Below are 15,789 nucleotides of genomic sequence, written 5' to 3'. Positions count from 1 at the left end.
AGGCTCAGTCCTGCTCGCTAGTCTTGAAACCCGCGGCGCGCAAGGCGGCCACGGCGTTCAAGCTGTCAGCCACTTCGGGCATGCGCACGGCGATGTCGGTCTGCGCCAACTCGCGTGCCAGCGTTTGCGCGGCGACGGTGTCGGGGGAGCGGCTGTCGAAATACTTGGACAAGGTCACGCCGACATTGTCGAGCTCGCTCTTCCAGATGGCCGGTTGACGCATCAGCATGGCCAGTTGCACGGTCAAGAGGCGCTGGCGCAGCGTGCCGCGCACCTGGTCGGCCTGTTCCGGCGACAGCAGCAGCGCGGCGGGTTCGTCAACGCGCTGGATGGTGATCAAGCCGCCCAGTTCCTGGGCCAGTGCCGACCCGGCACGGCCAGGCCACGACACGACCTCCGCGCGCCAACGCTGCCACCACGGCGCGTCGGCAGGCAGGCCGGCTTGCGGATCAATGGCAGGCGCTGGCGCGACAGCCGGTTGGGTTTCACCAGCGGCGGCCACGCCCGGCGCCACGGCATCGGGCACCAGCAACGGCGCCTTGCCCACCAGCGCCACCAGGCGTTCGATGCGTGCGGATTGGGCGGGGATGTCAACGGTGGAGACCGCGCGCAAGCGGTCCAGGTCGCCGTTGATGGCTTGCTGCAAGCTTGAGAAACGCGGGCGGTCGGCGCGCGCCAGGCGCGATTGCGCGGTTTCCAGCGCAACGATGGCGTTGGACACGTTGCCGGCCAGGCGCAATTGCTGGTTGGCGATGGTCAGAAGGCGCTCAACGTCGTTGGCCAGCAGTTCGTCGCTGGCGCTGTCGTTGAAGTTCTGCCACGCCAGTTGCAGCGCGTTGTATTGGCTTTGCGTTTCGCGGACGGTGTCTTCAAGCTCGCCCACGCGGCCGGCTTGCGCCTGCGCCAGGGCCAGGGCTTCGCGTGTGTCCTTGCGTGCCTGCGCCACGTCAGCGGTCAGCGTGTCGATACGCGTAGCAACCTCGCGTCCGGCGGACACAAACTGGGTGCGTTGCTTCCACAGCGCATAACCCAGGCCGACGGCAAGCAGGATGACGATTATCAGGGCAGTGACCAATGAGCCATTGCCGCGCTTGGCCGGACGGGCCTTGACGGGATCGGCCGGGGCCGATGCGGGCGCGCTTGCGCCCGGGGCGGCCGAGTGAACGACCGGATCGGTAGCGGGAGTCTTGTCTGTCATGACGCGATTGTATTCGGTGTCAGTCCGATGCAACGAATCAAGCAGCAACAAAAGCCTGGAATATCGACTCGTCGTTGGGCAAGCAGATTTTTACCATTGCAGACGCGTCGGCGCCATGACAGGCCGGTAGGACGCGCCGCGCAAGCGAGGGGTGCGTCAGCACAAAACGGCATTGTCGCCACCATGGCGCCAGGCCGGCCGCATCCAGGTTCGCGCGTACGGCATCCGCGCCCTCGCCGCTGGTGATGAGCCACGTGGCGCAAACGCTCGCATCCGCCCAGCCCTGCAATGCCGCCAGCGCCTGGGCATCCCACACAACCGGACGCCTGAGATAGGCCGCGTGGCGCGTGACGGCAACCCCGTGGGCCTGGAGCTTGTCGCCCAGCCAGTCACGGCCCTGTGTGCCGCGCACCAGCAGCACGCGGGACGGCAAGGCCGGCAGGCCACAAAGTACGTCCCACAAGGCTTCGGAATCGTGGCTGGGGGCATCGTCGCCGGGATGCAGGACTGTTGTATTCGCGCCAAAGGCGGCCGATTCACGCAGCGCTTGCGCGCTGGCCGGGCCGACCGTGGCGGCCATGACATCAGAGGGCCACGCGCCTTCACCGTATCCGGCTGAAAGTTGCCGCAGGTATTGCCTGGCCGCATTGCCGCTGACGAAAACGACCAGATCAAAGTCAGCCGGACGCGGCAACTGCGCAGCGGGAACGTCGAGTGTATGGATTTCCAACGCCGGCAGAATACAGGCCGACCAGCCGGCGTCGGTCAGACGGCCGGCCAGCGCCTCGTTGCGGCCCTCGGGCCGCGTCAGAACGGCGACTCGGGCGGGGCTGGACATCAGTCCGGCCGTGGGTCGGCTTGCAGCAGTTCCTGGAGGATGGCGGCGGCGCCGGCATCCAGCAGCTCTTGTGCGGCGGCTTCGCCCAGCGTTTCAGCATCGGCCACGGGGCCGCTGTGGGCCGTATGGACCATGCGCACGCCGTCCGGCGAGGCCACCAGCGCGCGTAGCGACAACGTGTCGCCCGAAATCTGGGCAAACGCCGCCAACGGAACCTGACAGGAACCGCCCAACCTGCGCGACACTGCCCGTTCGGCCAGCACGCACGACGTGGTGGGCGCGCTGATCAGCGGCGCCAGCCACGCGCGCATGTCGTCGCGGTCGTTGCGGATTTCGATGCCCAACGCGCCCTGCCCCGCGGCCGGCAGGCTATCGGCGGGGTCCAGCAGGCTGCGGATACGCGCCCCCAGCCCCAGGCGTTCCAGGCCGGCGGCGGCAAGCACAATGGCGTCGTATTCGCCTTTATCCAGCTTGCCCAGGCGGGTGTCCAGATTGCCGCGCAGCGGCTTGACCACCAGTTCCGGAAAGCGCGCGCGTATCTGAGATTCGCGACGCAGGCTGGACGTACCCACGACAGCGCCCGCTGGCAGATCGGCCAGGCTGGCATAGCGATTGGATACGAGCGCATCGCGCGGATCCGCGCGATCAAGAATGGCGCACAGCTCGAACGGGGCTTGCAGATCCACCGGCACGTCCTTCAAGGAGTGCACGGCCAGATCAGCGCGTCCGTCGAGCAACGCGTTTTCAAGTTCCTTGACGAACAAACCCTTGCCACCGACCTTGGACAAGGTTCGGTCCAGGATCTGATCACCTCGGGTCGTCAGGGTAAGAAGTTCAACCGCGCACGCTGGGTACAGCGTGCGCAGTCGGTCACGCACATGCTCAGCTTGCCAAAGGGCAAGCCGGCTGGCGCGGGTCGCGATGACCAGGCGTTGCGGAAGAGACACGAGCGGTCATCAAACGAAATTGGAGACGATGACCGTCGCGACTACCCCGAGGATGGCCAGCACGAAAAGGCCCTGAAGGAGGCTCAGGCCCGATTCGGATTGCTGGGGATCGACGGATCTACGCAGACTCATGTGCTGATTCCTTGGAAGCGGTTTTGCGGCTTGCAAGCCACCGTCCAAGGACAACAACGAGCAAGGCGCCGATAATTTCTGCAGCGATTTTAACCGTAGTCGGCTGAACGCCGAATTGACGTTCGACAACCACATCGGTAATCAGCATGCCGCCCGCGATCCAGCCCAGCAGAGCCGCGCCAAAGGTAACAACCAGCGGATACTTGTCGATCAGCTTCAGAACCAGCGTGCTGCCCCAGATGATGATCGGCACACTGACGATCAGGCCGAAGGCAACCAGGCCGATCTGATGGTCGGCGTGGGCGTTCTGGGCCGCGCCGGCAATGGCGATCACGTTGTCCAGGCTCATCACGAAGTCGGCAATGATGATGGTCTTGATGGCAGCGGCGATGGACGTTCCGCCCTTCACATTGCCATGTGCATCGTCTTCGGGGATCAGGAGCTTGACGCCGATCCAGACCAGCAGCAAACCGCCCACGACCTTCAGGAACGGAATCGACAGAAGCGTCAATGCAAATGCAATCAGCACGACACGCAGGATGATGGCCCCCGCGGTGCCCCACAGAATGCCCTGCATGCGCTGCTTGGGCGCCAAGTTACGGCACGCCAACGCGATCACGACCGCGTTATCGCCGCCGAGCAGGATGTCGATGAGGATGATCTGGAATACCGCTGCCCAACTCAGCGTCTGGAAAAACTCAAGCACTATAGAACCCCCGAAGGCATTTATGAAAAGAAAGGCCGGTCCCGAGCCGGCCATCCTGCCGCGCCGCGCGCGGCGCGGCAGGATCATTCAAAACAACTGATTATTGTAATTCAGCTTTCATTCAGCTTTCTGGCGCATCAGTAAAACTTTACCAATTGCCAGTACCAGCACCGCGCCCAGCGCGCCCGTCATCAGCGCAAAGCTGTGATGGGTAATACCCAAGGCCGCGTCAATACGCGCCACCGGTTCCTGCAAGGCGGGGTCACCCACCAGCAATTCACCCGCAATAAAGCCCAGCAACGCCGCGCCCACCCAGACAATGACGGGGAAGCGCTCGATGACCTTCAGCAGCAGCGTGCTGCCAAAGATGACCAAGGGGATGCTGATGGCCAAGCCCAACACCAGCAGGGTCGTATCGCCCATTGCCGCGGCGGCGACGGCCACCACGTTGTCCAGGCTCATGACCAAGTCGGCGATCATGATAGTGCGAATCGCGGTCAGCAGATTGCCTTGCGTCTTGCCCGCGCCATCTTCTTCGCCTTCCGGCAACAACAGCGTCACGCCGATGTAGACCAGCAGCAACGCGCCGATCAGCTTCAAGTACGGCAACAGCAACAACTTGGCAGCTACCAGCGTCAGCACGATGCGCATGATGATCGCGGCGGCCGAACCGATTGTGATCGCTTTCTTTTGTTGGGCTGGAGGCAGAGAACGCGCCGCCAGCGCAATGACCACGGCGTTGTCGCCGGACAGCAAAATATTGACCCAAATGATCTGGAGCAGCGCTATCCAGAATGCCGCTGAACTGAGTTCCATGCCTCTCTTTCCTAGGTGTTGATCCCCCTAGGACGAACCAAATTAATGGATGAACAAAACAAAAGCCGTACTGGCCGTCTTGGTGCGAGCGCGACGGCATTCTTGCTGGGTACGAGCGAAATTTCTTTCATTATAGTTTCGTTCAGCTTGCCGAATGGTTGCACGACCGCGTTTTTGGAACGCGGGATTACCCTAGGGGCACGCGGAAAATCCTCACCAAAACCAGCGGCATCCGAACGAAAAAAAGCCCGCCGAAGCGGGCTTTTCGAACGCAATGCTGAAAGACTTACAGCACCGACTTGAGCAGCTTGCCCATTTCGGAGGGGTTGCGCGTGGTGCGGATGCCGCAAGCTTCCATGACTTCCAGCTTGGCGTCGGCCGTGTCGGCGCCACCAGAGATCAGGGCGCCAGCGTGGCCCATGCGCTTTCCAGGAGGAGCGGTGACACCAGCGATGAAGCCGACGACCGGCTTCTTCATGTTGTCCTTCGCCCATTCCGCGGCGTTGACTTCGTCGGGGCCGCCGATTTCGCCGATCATGATGACGGCGTCGGTGTCGGGATCGTCATTGAACATCTTCAGGACGTCGACGTGCTTCAGGCCGTTGATGGGGTCGCCACCGATACCGACGGCGCTGGATTGACCCAGGCCCAGTTCGGTGACTTGCGCCACGGCTTCATACGTCAGGGTGCCCGAACGGCTGACGATGCCGATGCGGCCCTTGCGATGGATGTGACCGGGCATGATGCCGATCTTGATTTCGTCCGGCGTGATCAGGCCGGGGCAGTTCGGGCCCAGCAGCAGCGTCTTGCTGCCCTTGGCCTTCATGCGGTTCTTGACGTCCAGCATGTCACGGACCGGGATGCCTTCGGTGATGCAGATCACCAGATCCAGTTCGGCTTCGACCGCTTCCCAGATGGCGGCGGCAGCGCCGGCGGGCGGCACGTAAATGACGGACACGGTTGCGCCGGTGTCGGCCTTGGCTTCCTTCACCGAAGCGAAGATCGGCACGCCTTCAAAGTCTTCACCCGCTTTCTTGGGGTTCACGCCGGCCACGAAGGCGGCTTTGCCATTGGCATACTCACGGCACATACGGGTGTGGAACTGGCCCGTCTTGCCCGTGATGCCCTGGGTGATGACTTTGGTGTCCTTGTTGATCAGAATCGACATTTGTGAATCCTTGGCAATTTCTTTTACCGCCGGGCCGTCCCAAGGTGGCAAGCTCCCCCATGGGGGGCAGCTAGCCACGAAGGGGCGCGGCGAGGGGGCATATTTACTTAACGGCGGCTACGACGCGGGTGGCCGCTTCGGCCATCGTGTCGGCGCTGATGATCGGCAGGCCGGAGTCGGCCAGCATCTTCTTGCCGAGTTCTTCGTTGGTGCCCTTCATGCGCACGACCAGCGGCACGTTCAGGTTGACGGCCTTGCAAGCCGCGATCACGCCTTCGGCGATGACGTCGCAGCGCATGATGCCGCCAAAGATGTTGACCAGAATGGCCTTCACGCTCTTGTTCGCGAGCATGATCTTGAACGCTTCGGTGACCTTCTCGGCCGTTGCGCCGCCGCCGACGTCCAGGAAGTTGGCCGGCTCGCCGCCGAACAGCTTGATGGTGTCCATCGTGGCCATGGCCAGACCGGCGCCGTTCACCAGGCAGCCGATGTTGCCATCGAGCTGGATGTAGGCCAGGTCGAACTTGCTGGCTTCGATTTCAGCGGGATCTTCTTCGTCCAGGTCGCGGTAGGCGACGATTTCCGGGTGGCGGAACAGAGCGTTGGAGTCGAAGTTGAACTTGGCGTCCAGGGCGATGATGTTGCCCTTGCCGTCGCGGTTCAGCGGGTTGATTTCAACCAGCGACGCGTCGGTGTCCATGTAGCACTGATACAGCTTCTGAAACACATCCACGGCTTGGGCGGTGGAGTCGGCGGGCAGGCCGATCGCGTTGGCGATCTTGGTGGCTTGCTCGGCGGACAGGCCGGTCAGCGGGTCGATGTATTCGGTGATGATCTTTTCGGGCGTGGAGTGAGCCACTTCCTCGATGTCCATGCCGCCTTCGCTGGAAGCGATGAAGGCAACCTTTTGCGTGGCGCGGTCAGTGACCAGCGACACGTAGTATTCCTTCTGGATGTCGGCGCCGTCTTCGATGTACAGGCGACGAACCTTCTGGCCTTCCGGGCCGGTCTGGTGCGTGATCAGTTGCATGCCCAGGATTTCCGAGGCCAGCTTGCGCACGTCGTCCAGCGAGCGCGCCAGCTTGACGCCGCCGCCCTTGCCGCGACCGCCCGCGTGAATTTGTGCCTTGACGACCCACACCGGTCCACCCAGCTTTTCAGCGGCAGCCACGGCCTCGTCGACGGAAAGAGCGGGGATCCCGCGCGGCACCGGGATGCCAAATTGCTTCAGCAGTTCCTTGCCTTGATACTCGTGGATTTTCATGTGTTACCTGTCAGGACGTATGAGAAAGAGAAGGTGAATCGGAGGACGAATCGGCGGATGCCTCAGCGCTGCCCCCGGTGTACCACTTGGGATAGTGCTCAGCCACCACCGGGCCGTCAGTGCTCAACGCATGACAGCCGTCCAATTGGAATGGACGCCGGTTCGGGTCGGGATCCTGCCGCCGGCGGTTGGCCATGGTCTGGACCGCCGCGGTGGGAAGCACCTGCGACAGCTCGGTCATGTGCGTACAGCCCTCTACATGCCCGAACCGCTCCTTGACCTGGCGGCGGAATCCCTTGAGCAGATTCATGCCGATCAAGTCAGTGTAAGCCGGCTCGATGGCCTTGCAATGACCACCATAAGGGGCCGCATCATAGACAGCCTGCGCGTCCAGGATCGAGTATTCCTCGTTGATGGTGATGCGCAGATGCATATGGTGGATGGGCTGCCCGGCCTTGAACATCTTGCCGTCGCTCTTGGGGAAATCGTACGCCTTGACGTCGATCAGTTCGGCTTCCAGGTCCCAATTACCGTCCTCGCGCGCATACGACTGCACACGTATGGAACGCGTGTGCAGCGGTTGGCGAGGGTAATCCGGCGGTGGCAAGGGCATGCTGGGGGCCTGCGGGGCGAAGATGGCCTGCGCATGGTGCGCGGCAACAAAACCTTCAAAGTATAGCGCAGGCCGACCAGGGCGTGGCGGCGTCAGGCCGACTGACGCAGTGCGCGGGCGGCTTGCACCATGCCGATCAGCGCGGCTTCGGTTTCCGGCCAGGCGCGGGTCTTCAGGCCGCAGTCCGGGTTCACCCACAGGCGCTCCTTGGGCAGGCGGGCGGCCGCCTTTTCCATCAGGCCCACCATCCAGTCCACTTCCGGCACATTCGGCGAGTGGATGTCGTACACGCCCGGGCCGATGTCATTGGGGTAGTCGAAGTCTTCAAACGCCTTCAGCAATTCCATGTTGGAGCGCGACGTTTCGATGGTGATCACGTCCGCGTCCATGGCCGCGATGGATTCGATGATGTCGTTGAACTCCGAATAGCACATGTGGGTATGGATCTGCGTTTCGTCGCGCACGCCGGCCGTCGACAGGCGGAAGCAATCCACCGCCCAGTCCAGGTAGGCCTTCCAATCGGCGCGGCGCAGCGGCAGACCTTCGCGGATGGCCGGCTCGTCGATCTGGATGACGCTGATGCCCGCCGTTTCCAGGTCTACGACTTCGTCGCGCAAGGCCAGCGCCAATTGGCGGCACGTCTGCTCGCGCGGCTGGTCGTCACGCACGAACGACCATTGCAGGATGGTGACCGGGCCGGTCAACATGCCCTTGACCGGCTTGTCTGTCAGCGACTGCGCGTACGACGACCAGCCCACCGTCATCGGCGCGGGACGGGCCACGTCGCCGAAAATGATCGGCGGCTTGACGCAGCGCGAGCCGTAGCTTTGCACCCAGCCGTTCTTGGTGAAGGCAAAGCCAGCCAGCAGTTCGCCGAAGTACTCGACCATGTCGTTGCGTTCGGGCTCGCCGTGCACCAGGACGTCCAGGCCAACCTTTTCCTGGAAGCGGATGACTTCCTCGATTTCCTTGCGGATGGCGGTTTCGTAGCCGGAATCCGTCAACGCGCCCGTCTTCCAATCGCGGCGCAGCGCGCGGATTTCGGCGGTTTGCGGGAAGGAACCGATCGTGGTCGTCGGGTAGGCGGGCAAGCCCAACTGCTCTTGCTGGCGGGCGATGCGGCCGGCAAACGGGGCGCGGTCGCGCGACACGGCGGCGGCGCTGGCCATCCGTTGGCCCACGACCGGGTTGTGAATGCGGGTCGACGAGCGACGTGCGGCCAGGGCGGCGCGCTGCTTGATCAGGCCGTCCTGCACCGACGCATCCGTCGCGTTGTCCAGGGCACGGCCCAGCAGGCTCAGTTCTTGCAGCTTTTGCGCGGCAAACGACAGCCAGCTCTTGAGCTCGGCGTCCAGGTCCGTCTCATTGGCCAGGTCCACCGGCACGTGCAACAGCGAGCACGACGGCGCCAGCCACAGGCGTTTGCCCAATTGCTGCTTGACCGGCGCCAAGGCCGCGATGACCGCGTCCAGGTCGGTGCGCCAGATATTGCGGCCGTTGATGACGCCGGCAGACAGCACCTGGTCGGCACGCAGGCCGGCCACGACGTCGGCCAGTTGTTCGGGCGCGCGCACCAGATCCACATGCAGGCCGGCCACGGGCAGCGCCTGCGCGGTAGCCAGGTTGTCCTTCAGGCCGTCGAAGTACGTGGCGACCAGCAGCTTGACCGGACTTGCGGCCAGGGTGTCATACACCTGCTTGAACGCATCGCGCCACGCTTGCGGCAGATCCAGCACCAGGACGGGCTCATCGATCTGCACCCATTGCACGCCTTGCTTGGCAAAGCGGGCCAACACTTCCTGGTACACCGGCAGCAAGGCGGCCAGCAGTCGCAGCTTGCCTTCGTCAGCCGCGCCGCCGGCAAAGGCATCGCCCTTGCCTTGATACAGCCAGGTCAGCGGACCCGGGATCACCGGCTTGACGGCGTGGCCCAACGCCTGCGCTTCCTGGACCTGCTGGAACAGGGATTCGCGGGCAATACGAAAGGTCTGGCCAGGGACCAGCTCCGGCACGATGTAGTGGTAGTTGGTATCGAACCACTTGGTCATTTCGCAAGCGGCGGCGGGCTTGCCCGACGGCGCGCGGCCACGGCCCATGCGGAACAGCGTGTCCAGCGTCACCGGCTCGTTGTCTTTTTGGCCGAAGCGCGCGGGCACGGCGCCCAGCAGCGTGCTCCATTCCAGAATCTGGTCATACCAGGCAAAGTCGCCCACCGGCACGAACTCCAGCCCGGCCGCCGCTTGCAGCTTCCAGTGCTTGGCGCGCAGTTCCCGACCCGTTTCTTCCAGCGCTTCGGCGGTTTGCTTGCCCGCCCAATAGGCTTCGACAGCACGCTTGAGTTCGCGTTGGGCGCCAATACGGGGGAACCCCAGATTATGAATAATAGTCATGACAACACCGCCGTTAGACAAAGTTTGTTCAAGTGACGGCTATTGTGCAAGCAAAGCTATATGAATCAAAATCAATCTATACATCCATAGAATGAGAAACTCTCATACAATTCACGCTTATATTTTCCAAGCCGGACGCCCATGCTAGAAATCCGCCATCTTGAAACGCTGAGCGCCATCCGTGACGGCGGCAGCCTGCAGGAAGCCGCCGAGCGGCTGCACTTGACCCAGTCCGCCCTGTCACATCAATTGCGCGACCTGGAAACCCGGCTGGGCACGCCCCTGCTGAACCGCCGCACCCGCCCCGCCCGGTTGACGACCGCAGGGCTGCGCGTCCTGGCGCTGGCCGACGAAGTGCTGCCCCGCATCCGCGCCACGGAACGCGATCTGCAACGGCTGGCGGCCGGCCGCACCGGCCGGTTGCATCTGGCCATCGACTGCCATTCCTGCTTTCAGTGGCTGATGCCGGCACTGGATGCGTTCCGGGTGCAATGGCCCGACGTAGCGCTGGATCTGACTGCGGCGTTCTCGTTCGCTCCCCTGCCTGCCTTGGTGCGCGGCGACCTGGATCTGGTCATCACGTCCGACCCGCAGCCGCTGGATTCGGTGGAATACCTGCCGCTGTTCAAGTACGAGTTGGTGCTGGCCGTGTCGGAATCGAACCCACTGGCCGCCAACAAATTCATCATGCCCGAACAGTTGGCGGACCAGACGCTCATCACCTATCCGGTGGACAAGCAGCGGCTGGACGTGTTCACCGCCTTCCTGGACCCTGCCGACGTTGAGCCGGCCGCGATCCGCAAGGCCGAGCTGACGCCCATCATTGCGCAACTGGTGGCCAGCAATCGGGGCGTGGCGGCGCTGCCGAATTGGGCGCTGACCGAATACATGAATCAGGGATGGTTGCGGCTGTGCAGGCTAGGGCCGCAAGGCGTCTGGCGCACGCTGTACGCCACCGTGCGCAGCGAAGACACGGACGCCTCGTACATCGATGAATTCCTGACCATCACGCGCGACGTCTGCTTCAAGACGCTGTCGGGCATCAAATCGGCCAAGGCGTAAAAAGCCGCCTGGTCGGGCGGCGGGGTGGGCCGGGCGCCAGGCGGATCCGATCAGTCGCTCAGTTGCGCGGTCGATAAATTGCGCAGTCGATCAGTTGCGCAGTCGATCAGTTGATCAGTCGTCCTCCCCTTCACCCAGGATGCGACGGATCACATCGTGCGCAAATCCCCGGCTGGCCAAAAAGCGCGCCTGCTTGGCATACGCGGCGCGGTCTTCCGGCTTGGCGTCGAAGCGCTTTTTCCAGACTTCCAGCGCGCGGTCGTATTCGGTTGCGCGCAGTTGCTCTCGAAGTTCCGCCACCTGCGTGTCGTCCACGCCATGCTGGCGCAATTCCTGCACGATGCGCGCCGCGCCCTGGCGCGAGGCACGGCGATGCACCAGGCTTTGCGCAAACCGTTCGGTAGACAGCCAACCCTCTTTTTCCAGCGCATCCAGCACGCTTTCAATTTCATCGGCGTCTTCGGCGTAGGCGGCTAATTTGCGCGCCAATTCCTCGCGCGCGTGCTCGCGCCGTGACAGGTAGCCGACCGCGCGCATTTTCAGCGACGGCCCTTTGCGGGCTGGCTTGCCGCCATCTTGGGCGGTGGCTTCGTCTTCGGCACTGGAGGCACGATCGGCGGCTCGCCCAGATGCTGCGCCGATACGCGATCCGCCACGCGCGTTGCCCCTCCGTTCGGAACTGCGCTGCCAGGTGTCTGGCTCGACGGCGGGTGCCGCCGCTTCCCGTTCGCGGCGCGCATCCGAGCTGCGCCGCAAACCTTCCGGCTTGGCGACGGTTTCAAATTCGTCATCCAACTTAGCGCGAAGACGGTCGGCTGACGCGGGGGTCGGTTTCCAGCTCATGCGCTTCCTGCTATGCAAAACGGCAGGCCCATCATGGCGCCTGCCGCGTGTAACCGGCTCGCTAGCCGGCACAAAAGCTGCCAAAGCCGCCAGCGCAAACTGGCTGGCGGACGGTGGATGGCTTATTCAGCGGTGTCTTCCGCCGTGGGCACGAACTCGGCGGCACGGCTGACGATGCCCTGGTTCTCGCGAACGCGGTTTTCGATTTCGATGGCCATGTCGCGATGCTCTTTCAGATACTCGCGGACGTTGTCCTTACCCTGACCGATGCGGTTGCCGTTGTAGCTGTACCACGCACCAGATTTGTCCACCACGCTGGCGGCCACGCCCAGATCGATGATTTCGCCTTCGCGCGAAATGCCGGCGCCATACATGATGTCGAATTCGGCCTGCTTGAACGGCGGCGCCACCTTGTTCTTCACGACCTTGACGCGGGTTTCGTTACCGACGACCTCGTCACCCTTCTTGATGGAGCCGATGCGGCGGATGTCCAGACGCACCGAGGCGTAGAACTTCAGCGCGTTGCCACCGGTGGTGGTTTCGGGGTTGCCGAACATGACGCCGATCTTCATGCGGATCTGGTTGATGAAGATGACCATGCAGTTGGTGCGCTTGATCGTGGCGGTCAGCTTGCGCAGTGCCTGGCTCATCAGACGGGCTTGCAGGCCCGGCAGGGAGTCGCCCATTTCGCCTTCGATTTCAGCCTTGGGCACCAGTGCCGCCACCGAGTCAATCACGATCAGGTCAACCGAACCCGAGCGCACCAGCGCGTCGGTGATTTCCAGCGCCTGTTCGCCCGTGTCCGGCTGCGAGATCAGCAGGTCGGTCAGGTTCACGCCCAGCTTGTTGGCGTATTGGACGTCAAGCGCGTGTTCGGCGTCGACGAACGCGCAGGTGCCGCCGATTTTCTGCATTTCGGCGATGACTTGCAGCGTCAGCGTCGTTTTACCGGACGATTCCGGGCCGTAGACTTCAATCACGCGGCCGCGCGGCAAGCCGCCGACACCCAACGCGATGTCCAGACCCAACGAGCCCGTGGAAACCACCTGAATATCGTGCGAGACCTCGTTATCGCCGTAGCGCATGATCGAGCCCTTGCCGAACTGCTTTTCGATCTGGGAAAGCGCGGCGGCAAGCGCCTTGGCCTTTTCCGAAGCGGCGGCCTTGGTGGTTTTGTCGTCCATGTAGAGTCCTGTCTGTAACGTATCTGGTGGTTGCGGCGTCAAGAGCCTGAAACTTGAACCGCAGCGTGCTGTTTCGAATCAGGTTCAGATTATTGCATCGGATTGTACTGTACAAAAAACCAGTGTGCCAGAGTTTTCACGTATTCCCTGAGTGGGCAACTCCAGCCTCGTATGACAGAATCGAAGCCGACCCCGGCGTTCCCCTCTGCGTTTTGCAGCGATATCGTTTGCCGCTTCCCTTGCCGCTTCCCTTTGCAGCCCCATGCGTATCCTGATCGCCGAAGACGACAGCATTCTGGCCGATGGCCTATCCCGGTCACTGCGCCACAACGGCTACGCGGTTGACGCCGTGCGCGACGGGCTGGCGGCCGATTCGGCCCTGGCGGCCCAGGCATTCGACCTGCTTATCCTTGACCTGGGCCTGCCTCAGTTGGCCGGGCTGGAAGTCTTGCGCCGCCTTCGCGCCCGCAACTCCGCCCTGCCCGTCCTGATCCTCACGGCCGCCGACAGCATCGAGCAGCGTGTAAAAGGCCTGGACCTGGGCGCGGACGACTACATGGCCAAACCCTTTGCCCTGTCCGAACTCGAGGCGCGCGTGCGCGCCCTGACCCGGCGCGGGGCGGGCGGCGGCGCCACGATGCTCAAGCATGGCCGGCTGCTTTTCGACCAGACCGGTCGCGTGGCCATCGTCGACGACCAGACGCTGGACCTGTCCGCGCGCGAAGTCAGCCTGTTGGAAATCCTGCTGACGCGCAGCGGCCGCATGGTCAGCAAGACGCAGTTGGTGGACCACCTGTGCGAATGGGGCGAGGAAGTCAGCACCAACGCCATCGAAGTCTATGTGCACCGCCTGCGCAAGAAGCTCGAACCCAGCGGCGTGAAGATCGTGACCGTGCGCGGCCTGGGCTACTGTCTGGAGCGGGACCAGGGTGCCGCGTACCTCGCCAGTTGATTCCCGGCCAGAGCGACTGAATCAGGAAGCGCTGGATATCATGCAAGCCGGGTCCAAGGGCCCAAGCTTCGCGCCGCCCCAGCGTTCCCTGCTGGGCGAGATTCTGGACTGGATGCTGGCGCCGCTTTTCCTGCTTTGGCCCATGAGCGTCGCCATCACGTACGTGGTAGCCCAGAACATAGCCAACGTGCCGTATGACCGCGCGTTGGCCAATAATCTGCATGTATTGACCCGGCAGGTCCACGCGCAGGATGGCCGCGCGGTGCTCAAGATGGCCGACGCCGCGCGTGAGGTGTTGCGCGCGGACGAGACCGACAGCGTGTTCTGGCTGGTGCTGGGCAGCCGCGGCGAATACCTGGGTGGCGATCGCGCCCTGCCGCTGCCGGCCACCGTGGGCCAGCCGCGCCCCGGCGAAGTTCAATATGTCGACGACACCTTGCGCGGCTTCGGCATCCGCCTGGCTTACACCTGGGTGGACCTGAACCTGCCCAACACCCAGCCCGCACTGCTGATCGTGGCCGAGACCGTGGAAAAGCGCACGCAACTGGCCAACGACATCATCAAGGGCGTGATCATTCCGCAGTTCGTGGTGCTGCCGATCGCGGTGCTGCTGGTGTGGTTCGGGCTGTCGCGCGGGGTGGCCCCGCTGAACGCGTTGCAGCAACGGCTGCGCGCGCGCCGGCCCGACGACCTGTCACCCATCGATGAACGGGCGGCGCCGTCCGAAATCGCGCCATTGGTCGCCGCCATGAACGACCTGCTGGACCGGCTGTCGGCCAACGTCCAGGCCCAACGCCGTTTCGTGGCGGACGCCGCGCACCAGTTGAAGACACCGCTTGCCGGTTTGCGCACGCAGGCCGAGCTGGCCTTGCGCGACGCCAGCCCCGAAGAAATGCAGTCCAGCCTGCGGCAGTTGGTGACGGGATCGGAACGCGCCACGCGGCTGGTCAACCAGTTGCTGCTCCTGGCCCGCGCGGAAAACCCCAGCGCCATCGGGCTGACGCGCACGGACCTCAACGCCATCGCCTATGAGCAGGCCATGCATTGGGTGCCGCAGGCGTTGTCGCTGAGTACCGACCTGGGGTTCGAGGGCGCGGACGATCCGGTCAACATCAACGGCAACCCCTTGCTGCTTGCCGAACTGCTGAACAATCTGGTGGACAACGCCCTGCGCTACACACCGCGCGGCGGCCACATCACCGTGCGCGTGCTGCGCCATGACGACCACGCGCTGCTGGAAGTGGAAGATTCCGGCCCGGGCATCCCGCCAGACGAGCGCGAACGGGTGTTCGACCGCTTCTATCGCGTGCTGGGCACAGCGTCAGACGGCAGCGGCCTGGGGCTGGCGATCGTGCGCGAGATCGCGCAAAAGCACGGGGCCAGCGTGCTGATCAACGACCACCCCAACCCGCACTCGGACCTGCCGGGCACGCGCATCAGCCTGGTGTTCCCGCTGTACGCCGACACGCCGGATTCGCGCGAAAGCTAGGTCCGGCGTTACTACCGCGCCGATAGGGACTATCCCTAGCCGCGCACGCAACAGTTACCTTTAGTTTCAATTTTAAGATTCAAGTAAGGGTTACGTCAGAACCTCGTCAGGGTTGCGCCTCAATGTTGCGTAAGGCTCGGTGTCGGTGCGTCGGCAAAGGGCTAAAGCACGGCGGAAAACCGCCGGC

Annotated in this window: 14 protein-coding genes; 3 read left to right on the top strand and 11 right to left on the bottom strand. The window is 63.5% G+C overall.

All coding sequences use genetic code 11. The annotated features are described in order from the left end of the window. Positions 1–4 precede the first annotated feature (4 nt). The 9 genes from P8T11_RS28120 to metE form a co-directional block, all read right to left on the bottom strand. Positions 5–1,198: a uroporphyrinogen-III C-methyltransferase gene (locus P8T11_RS28120; protein WP_268079050.1), complete on the bottom strand. Its 1,194-nt coding sequence runs from the start codon at positions 1,196–1,198 to the stop codon at positions 5–7. Positions 1,199–1,235: 37 nt separating this feature from the next. Beyond that, positions 1,236–2,036, bottom strand: a complete 801-nt coding sequence (locus tag P8T11_RS28115; protein ID WP_268079051.1) for a uroporphyrinogen-III synthase — start codon at positions 2,034–2,036, stop codon at positions 1,236–1,238. After that, positions 2,036–2,983 (bottom strand): hydroxymethylbilane synthase, encoded by a 948-nt coding sequence (hemC, locus tag P8T11_RS28110; RefSeq protein WP_268079052.1) that lies wholly within the window; start codon positions 2,981–2,983, stop codon positions 2,036–2,038. The genes P8T11_RS28115 and hemC overlap by 1 nt, the downstream gene beginning before the upstream one ends. Before the next feature lie 118 nt (positions 2,984–3,101). Beyond that, positions 3,102–3,821: a TerC family protein gene (locus P8T11_RS28105; RefSeq protein ID WP_039883011.1), complete on the bottom strand. Its 720-nt coding sequence runs from the start codon at positions 3,819–3,821 to the stop codon at positions 3,102–3,104. A 117-nt stretch (positions 3,822–3,938) separates the two neighbouring features. Beyond that, positions 3,939–4,637 carry a TerC family protein gene (locus P8T11_RS28100; protein WP_050446013.1) on the bottom strand — a complete coding sequence of 233 codons (699 nt, stop codon included), beginning with the start codon at positions 4,635–4,637 and terminating at the stop codon, positions 3,939–3,941. A gap of 286 nt (positions 4,638–4,923) precedes the next feature. Beyond that, positions 4,924–5,805, bottom strand: coding sequence for a succinate--CoA ligase subunit alpha (gene sucD, locus P8T11_RS28095; RefSeq protein ID WP_050446014.1), 882 nt, complete (start codon positions 5,803–5,805; stop codon positions 4,924–4,926). Between the two features lie 103 nt (positions 5,806–5,908). Further along, the gene (sucC, locus tag P8T11_RS28090) at positions 5,909–7,069 is read right to left on the bottom strand and encodes an ADP-forming succinate--CoA ligase subunit beta (protein ID WP_100857097.1); all 1,161 of its coding nucleotides are present in this window, start codon (positions 7,067–7,069) and stop codon (positions 5,909–5,911) included. 10 nt (positions 7,070–7,079) lie between these two features. Beyond that, positions 7,080–7,682, bottom strand: coding sequence for a DUF2889 domain-containing protein (locus P8T11_RS28085; protein ID WP_268079053.1), 603 nt, complete (start codon positions 7,680–7,682; stop codon positions 7,080–7,082). A gap of 92 nt (positions 7,683–7,774) precedes the next feature. After that, complete coding sequence (gene metE / locus P8T11_RS28080) at positions 7,775–10,072, bottom strand: 5-methyltetrahydropteroyltriglutamate--homocysteine S-methyltransferase (protein ID WP_268079054.1); 2,298 nt, start codon at positions 10,070–10,072, stop codon at positions 7,775–7,777. A gap of 141 nt (positions 10,073–10,213) precedes the next feature. Here metE and P8T11_RS28075 point away from each other — a divergent pair, with 141 nt between their 5' ends. Beyond that, positions 10,214–11,134 (top strand): LysR family transcriptional regulator, encoded by a 921-nt coding sequence (locus tag P8T11_RS28075; protein ID WP_268079055.1) that lies wholly within the window; start codon positions 10,214–10,216, stop codon positions 11,132–11,134. 114 nt (positions 11,135–11,248) lie between these two features. On the opposite strand, the gene recX is transcribed toward P8T11_RS28075, so the two are convergent. After that, a complete protein-coding gene (gene recX / locus P8T11_RS28070) occupies positions 11,249–11,977 on the bottom strand; it encodes a recombination regulator RecX (protein WP_268079056.1) in 729 nt (242 codons plus the stop codon). Positions 11,978–12,099: 122 nt separating this feature from the next. Then, entirely contained in the window at positions 12,100–13,161 is a 1,062-nt protein-coding gene (recA, locus tag P8T11_RS28065; protein WP_268079057.1) for a recombinase RecA, read from the bottom strand. Between the two features lie 262 nt (positions 13,162–13,423). Between recA and P8T11_RS28060 the strand changes: the two genes are divergently transcribed. Both P8T11_RS28060 and P8T11_RS28055 read left to right on the top strand, forming a co-directional pair. Next, a complete protein-coding gene (locus P8T11_RS28060) occupies positions 13,424–14,113 on the top strand; it encodes a response regulator transcription factor (protein ID WP_006218337.1) in 690 nt (229 codons plus the stop codon). Between the two features lie 112 nt (positions 14,114–14,225). Then, complete coding sequence (locus tag P8T11_RS28055) at positions 14,226–15,602, top strand: sensor histidine kinase (RefSeq protein WP_268082487.1); 1,377 nt, start codon at positions 14,226–14,228, stop codon at positions 15,600–15,602. Positions 15,603–15,789: the final 187 nt, after the last annotated feature.

The organism is Achromobacter spanius (genome assembly GCF_029637605.1).
Lineage (GTDB): Bacteria > Pseudomonadota > Gammaproteobacteria > Burkholderiales > Burkholderiaceae_B > Achromobacter > Achromobacter spanius_E.
Note: the sequence above shows the minus strand (reverse complement) of the source record. Positions and strands in the feature narration are given on the sequence as shown.

Excerpts from the sequence above, each read along its gene's own strand:
- P8T11_RS28060 (WP_006218337.1), top strand. The coding sequence starts at position 13,424 with ATGCGTATCCTGATCGCCGAAGACGACAGCATTCTGGCCGATGGCCTA.
- P8T11_RS28085 (WP_268079053.1), bottom strand. The coding sequence starts at position 7,682 with ATGCCCTTGCCACCGCCGGATTACCCTCGCCAACCGCTGCACACGCGT.
- P8T11_RS28115 (WP_268079051.1), bottom strand. The coding sequence starts at position 2,036 with ATGTCCAGCCCCGCCCGAGTCGCCGTTCTGACGCGGCCCGAGGGCCGC.
- P8T11_RS28055 (WP_268082487.1), top strand. The coding sequence starts at position 14,226 with ATGCTGGCGCCGCTTTTCCTGCTTTGGCCCATGAGCGTCGCCATCACG.
- P8T11_RS28120 (WP_268079050.1), bottom strand. The coding sequence starts at position 1,198 with ATGACAGACAAGACTCCCGCTACCGATCCGGTCGTTCACTCGGCCGCC.
- P8T11_RS28075 (WP_268079055.1), top strand. The coding sequence starts at position 10,214 with ATGCTAGAAATCCGCCATCTTGAAACGCTGAGCGCCATCCGTGACGGC.
- recA (WP_268079057.1), bottom strand. The coding sequence starts at position 13,161 with ATGGACGACAAAACCACCAAGGCCGCCGCTTCGGAAAAGGCCAAGGCG.
- sucC (WP_100857097.1), bottom strand. The coding sequence starts at position 7,069 with ATGAAAATCCACGAGTATCAAGGCAAGGAACTGCTGAAGCAATTTGGC.
- P8T11_RS28100 (WP_050446013.1), bottom strand. The coding sequence starts at position 4,637 with ATGGAACTCAGTTCAGCGGCATTCTGGATAGCGCTGCTCCAGATCATT.
- metE (WP_268079054.1), bottom strand. The coding sequence starts at position 10,072 with ATGACTATTATTCATAATCTGGGGTTCCCCCGTATTGGCGCCCAACGC.
- recX (WP_268079056.1), bottom strand. The coding sequence starts at position 11,977 with ATGAGCTGGAAACCGACCCCCGCGTCAGCCGACCGTCTTCGCGCTAAG.
- sucD (WP_050446014.1), bottom strand. The coding sequence starts at position 5,805 with ATGTCGATTCTGATCAACAAGGACACCAAAGTCATCACCCAGGGCATC.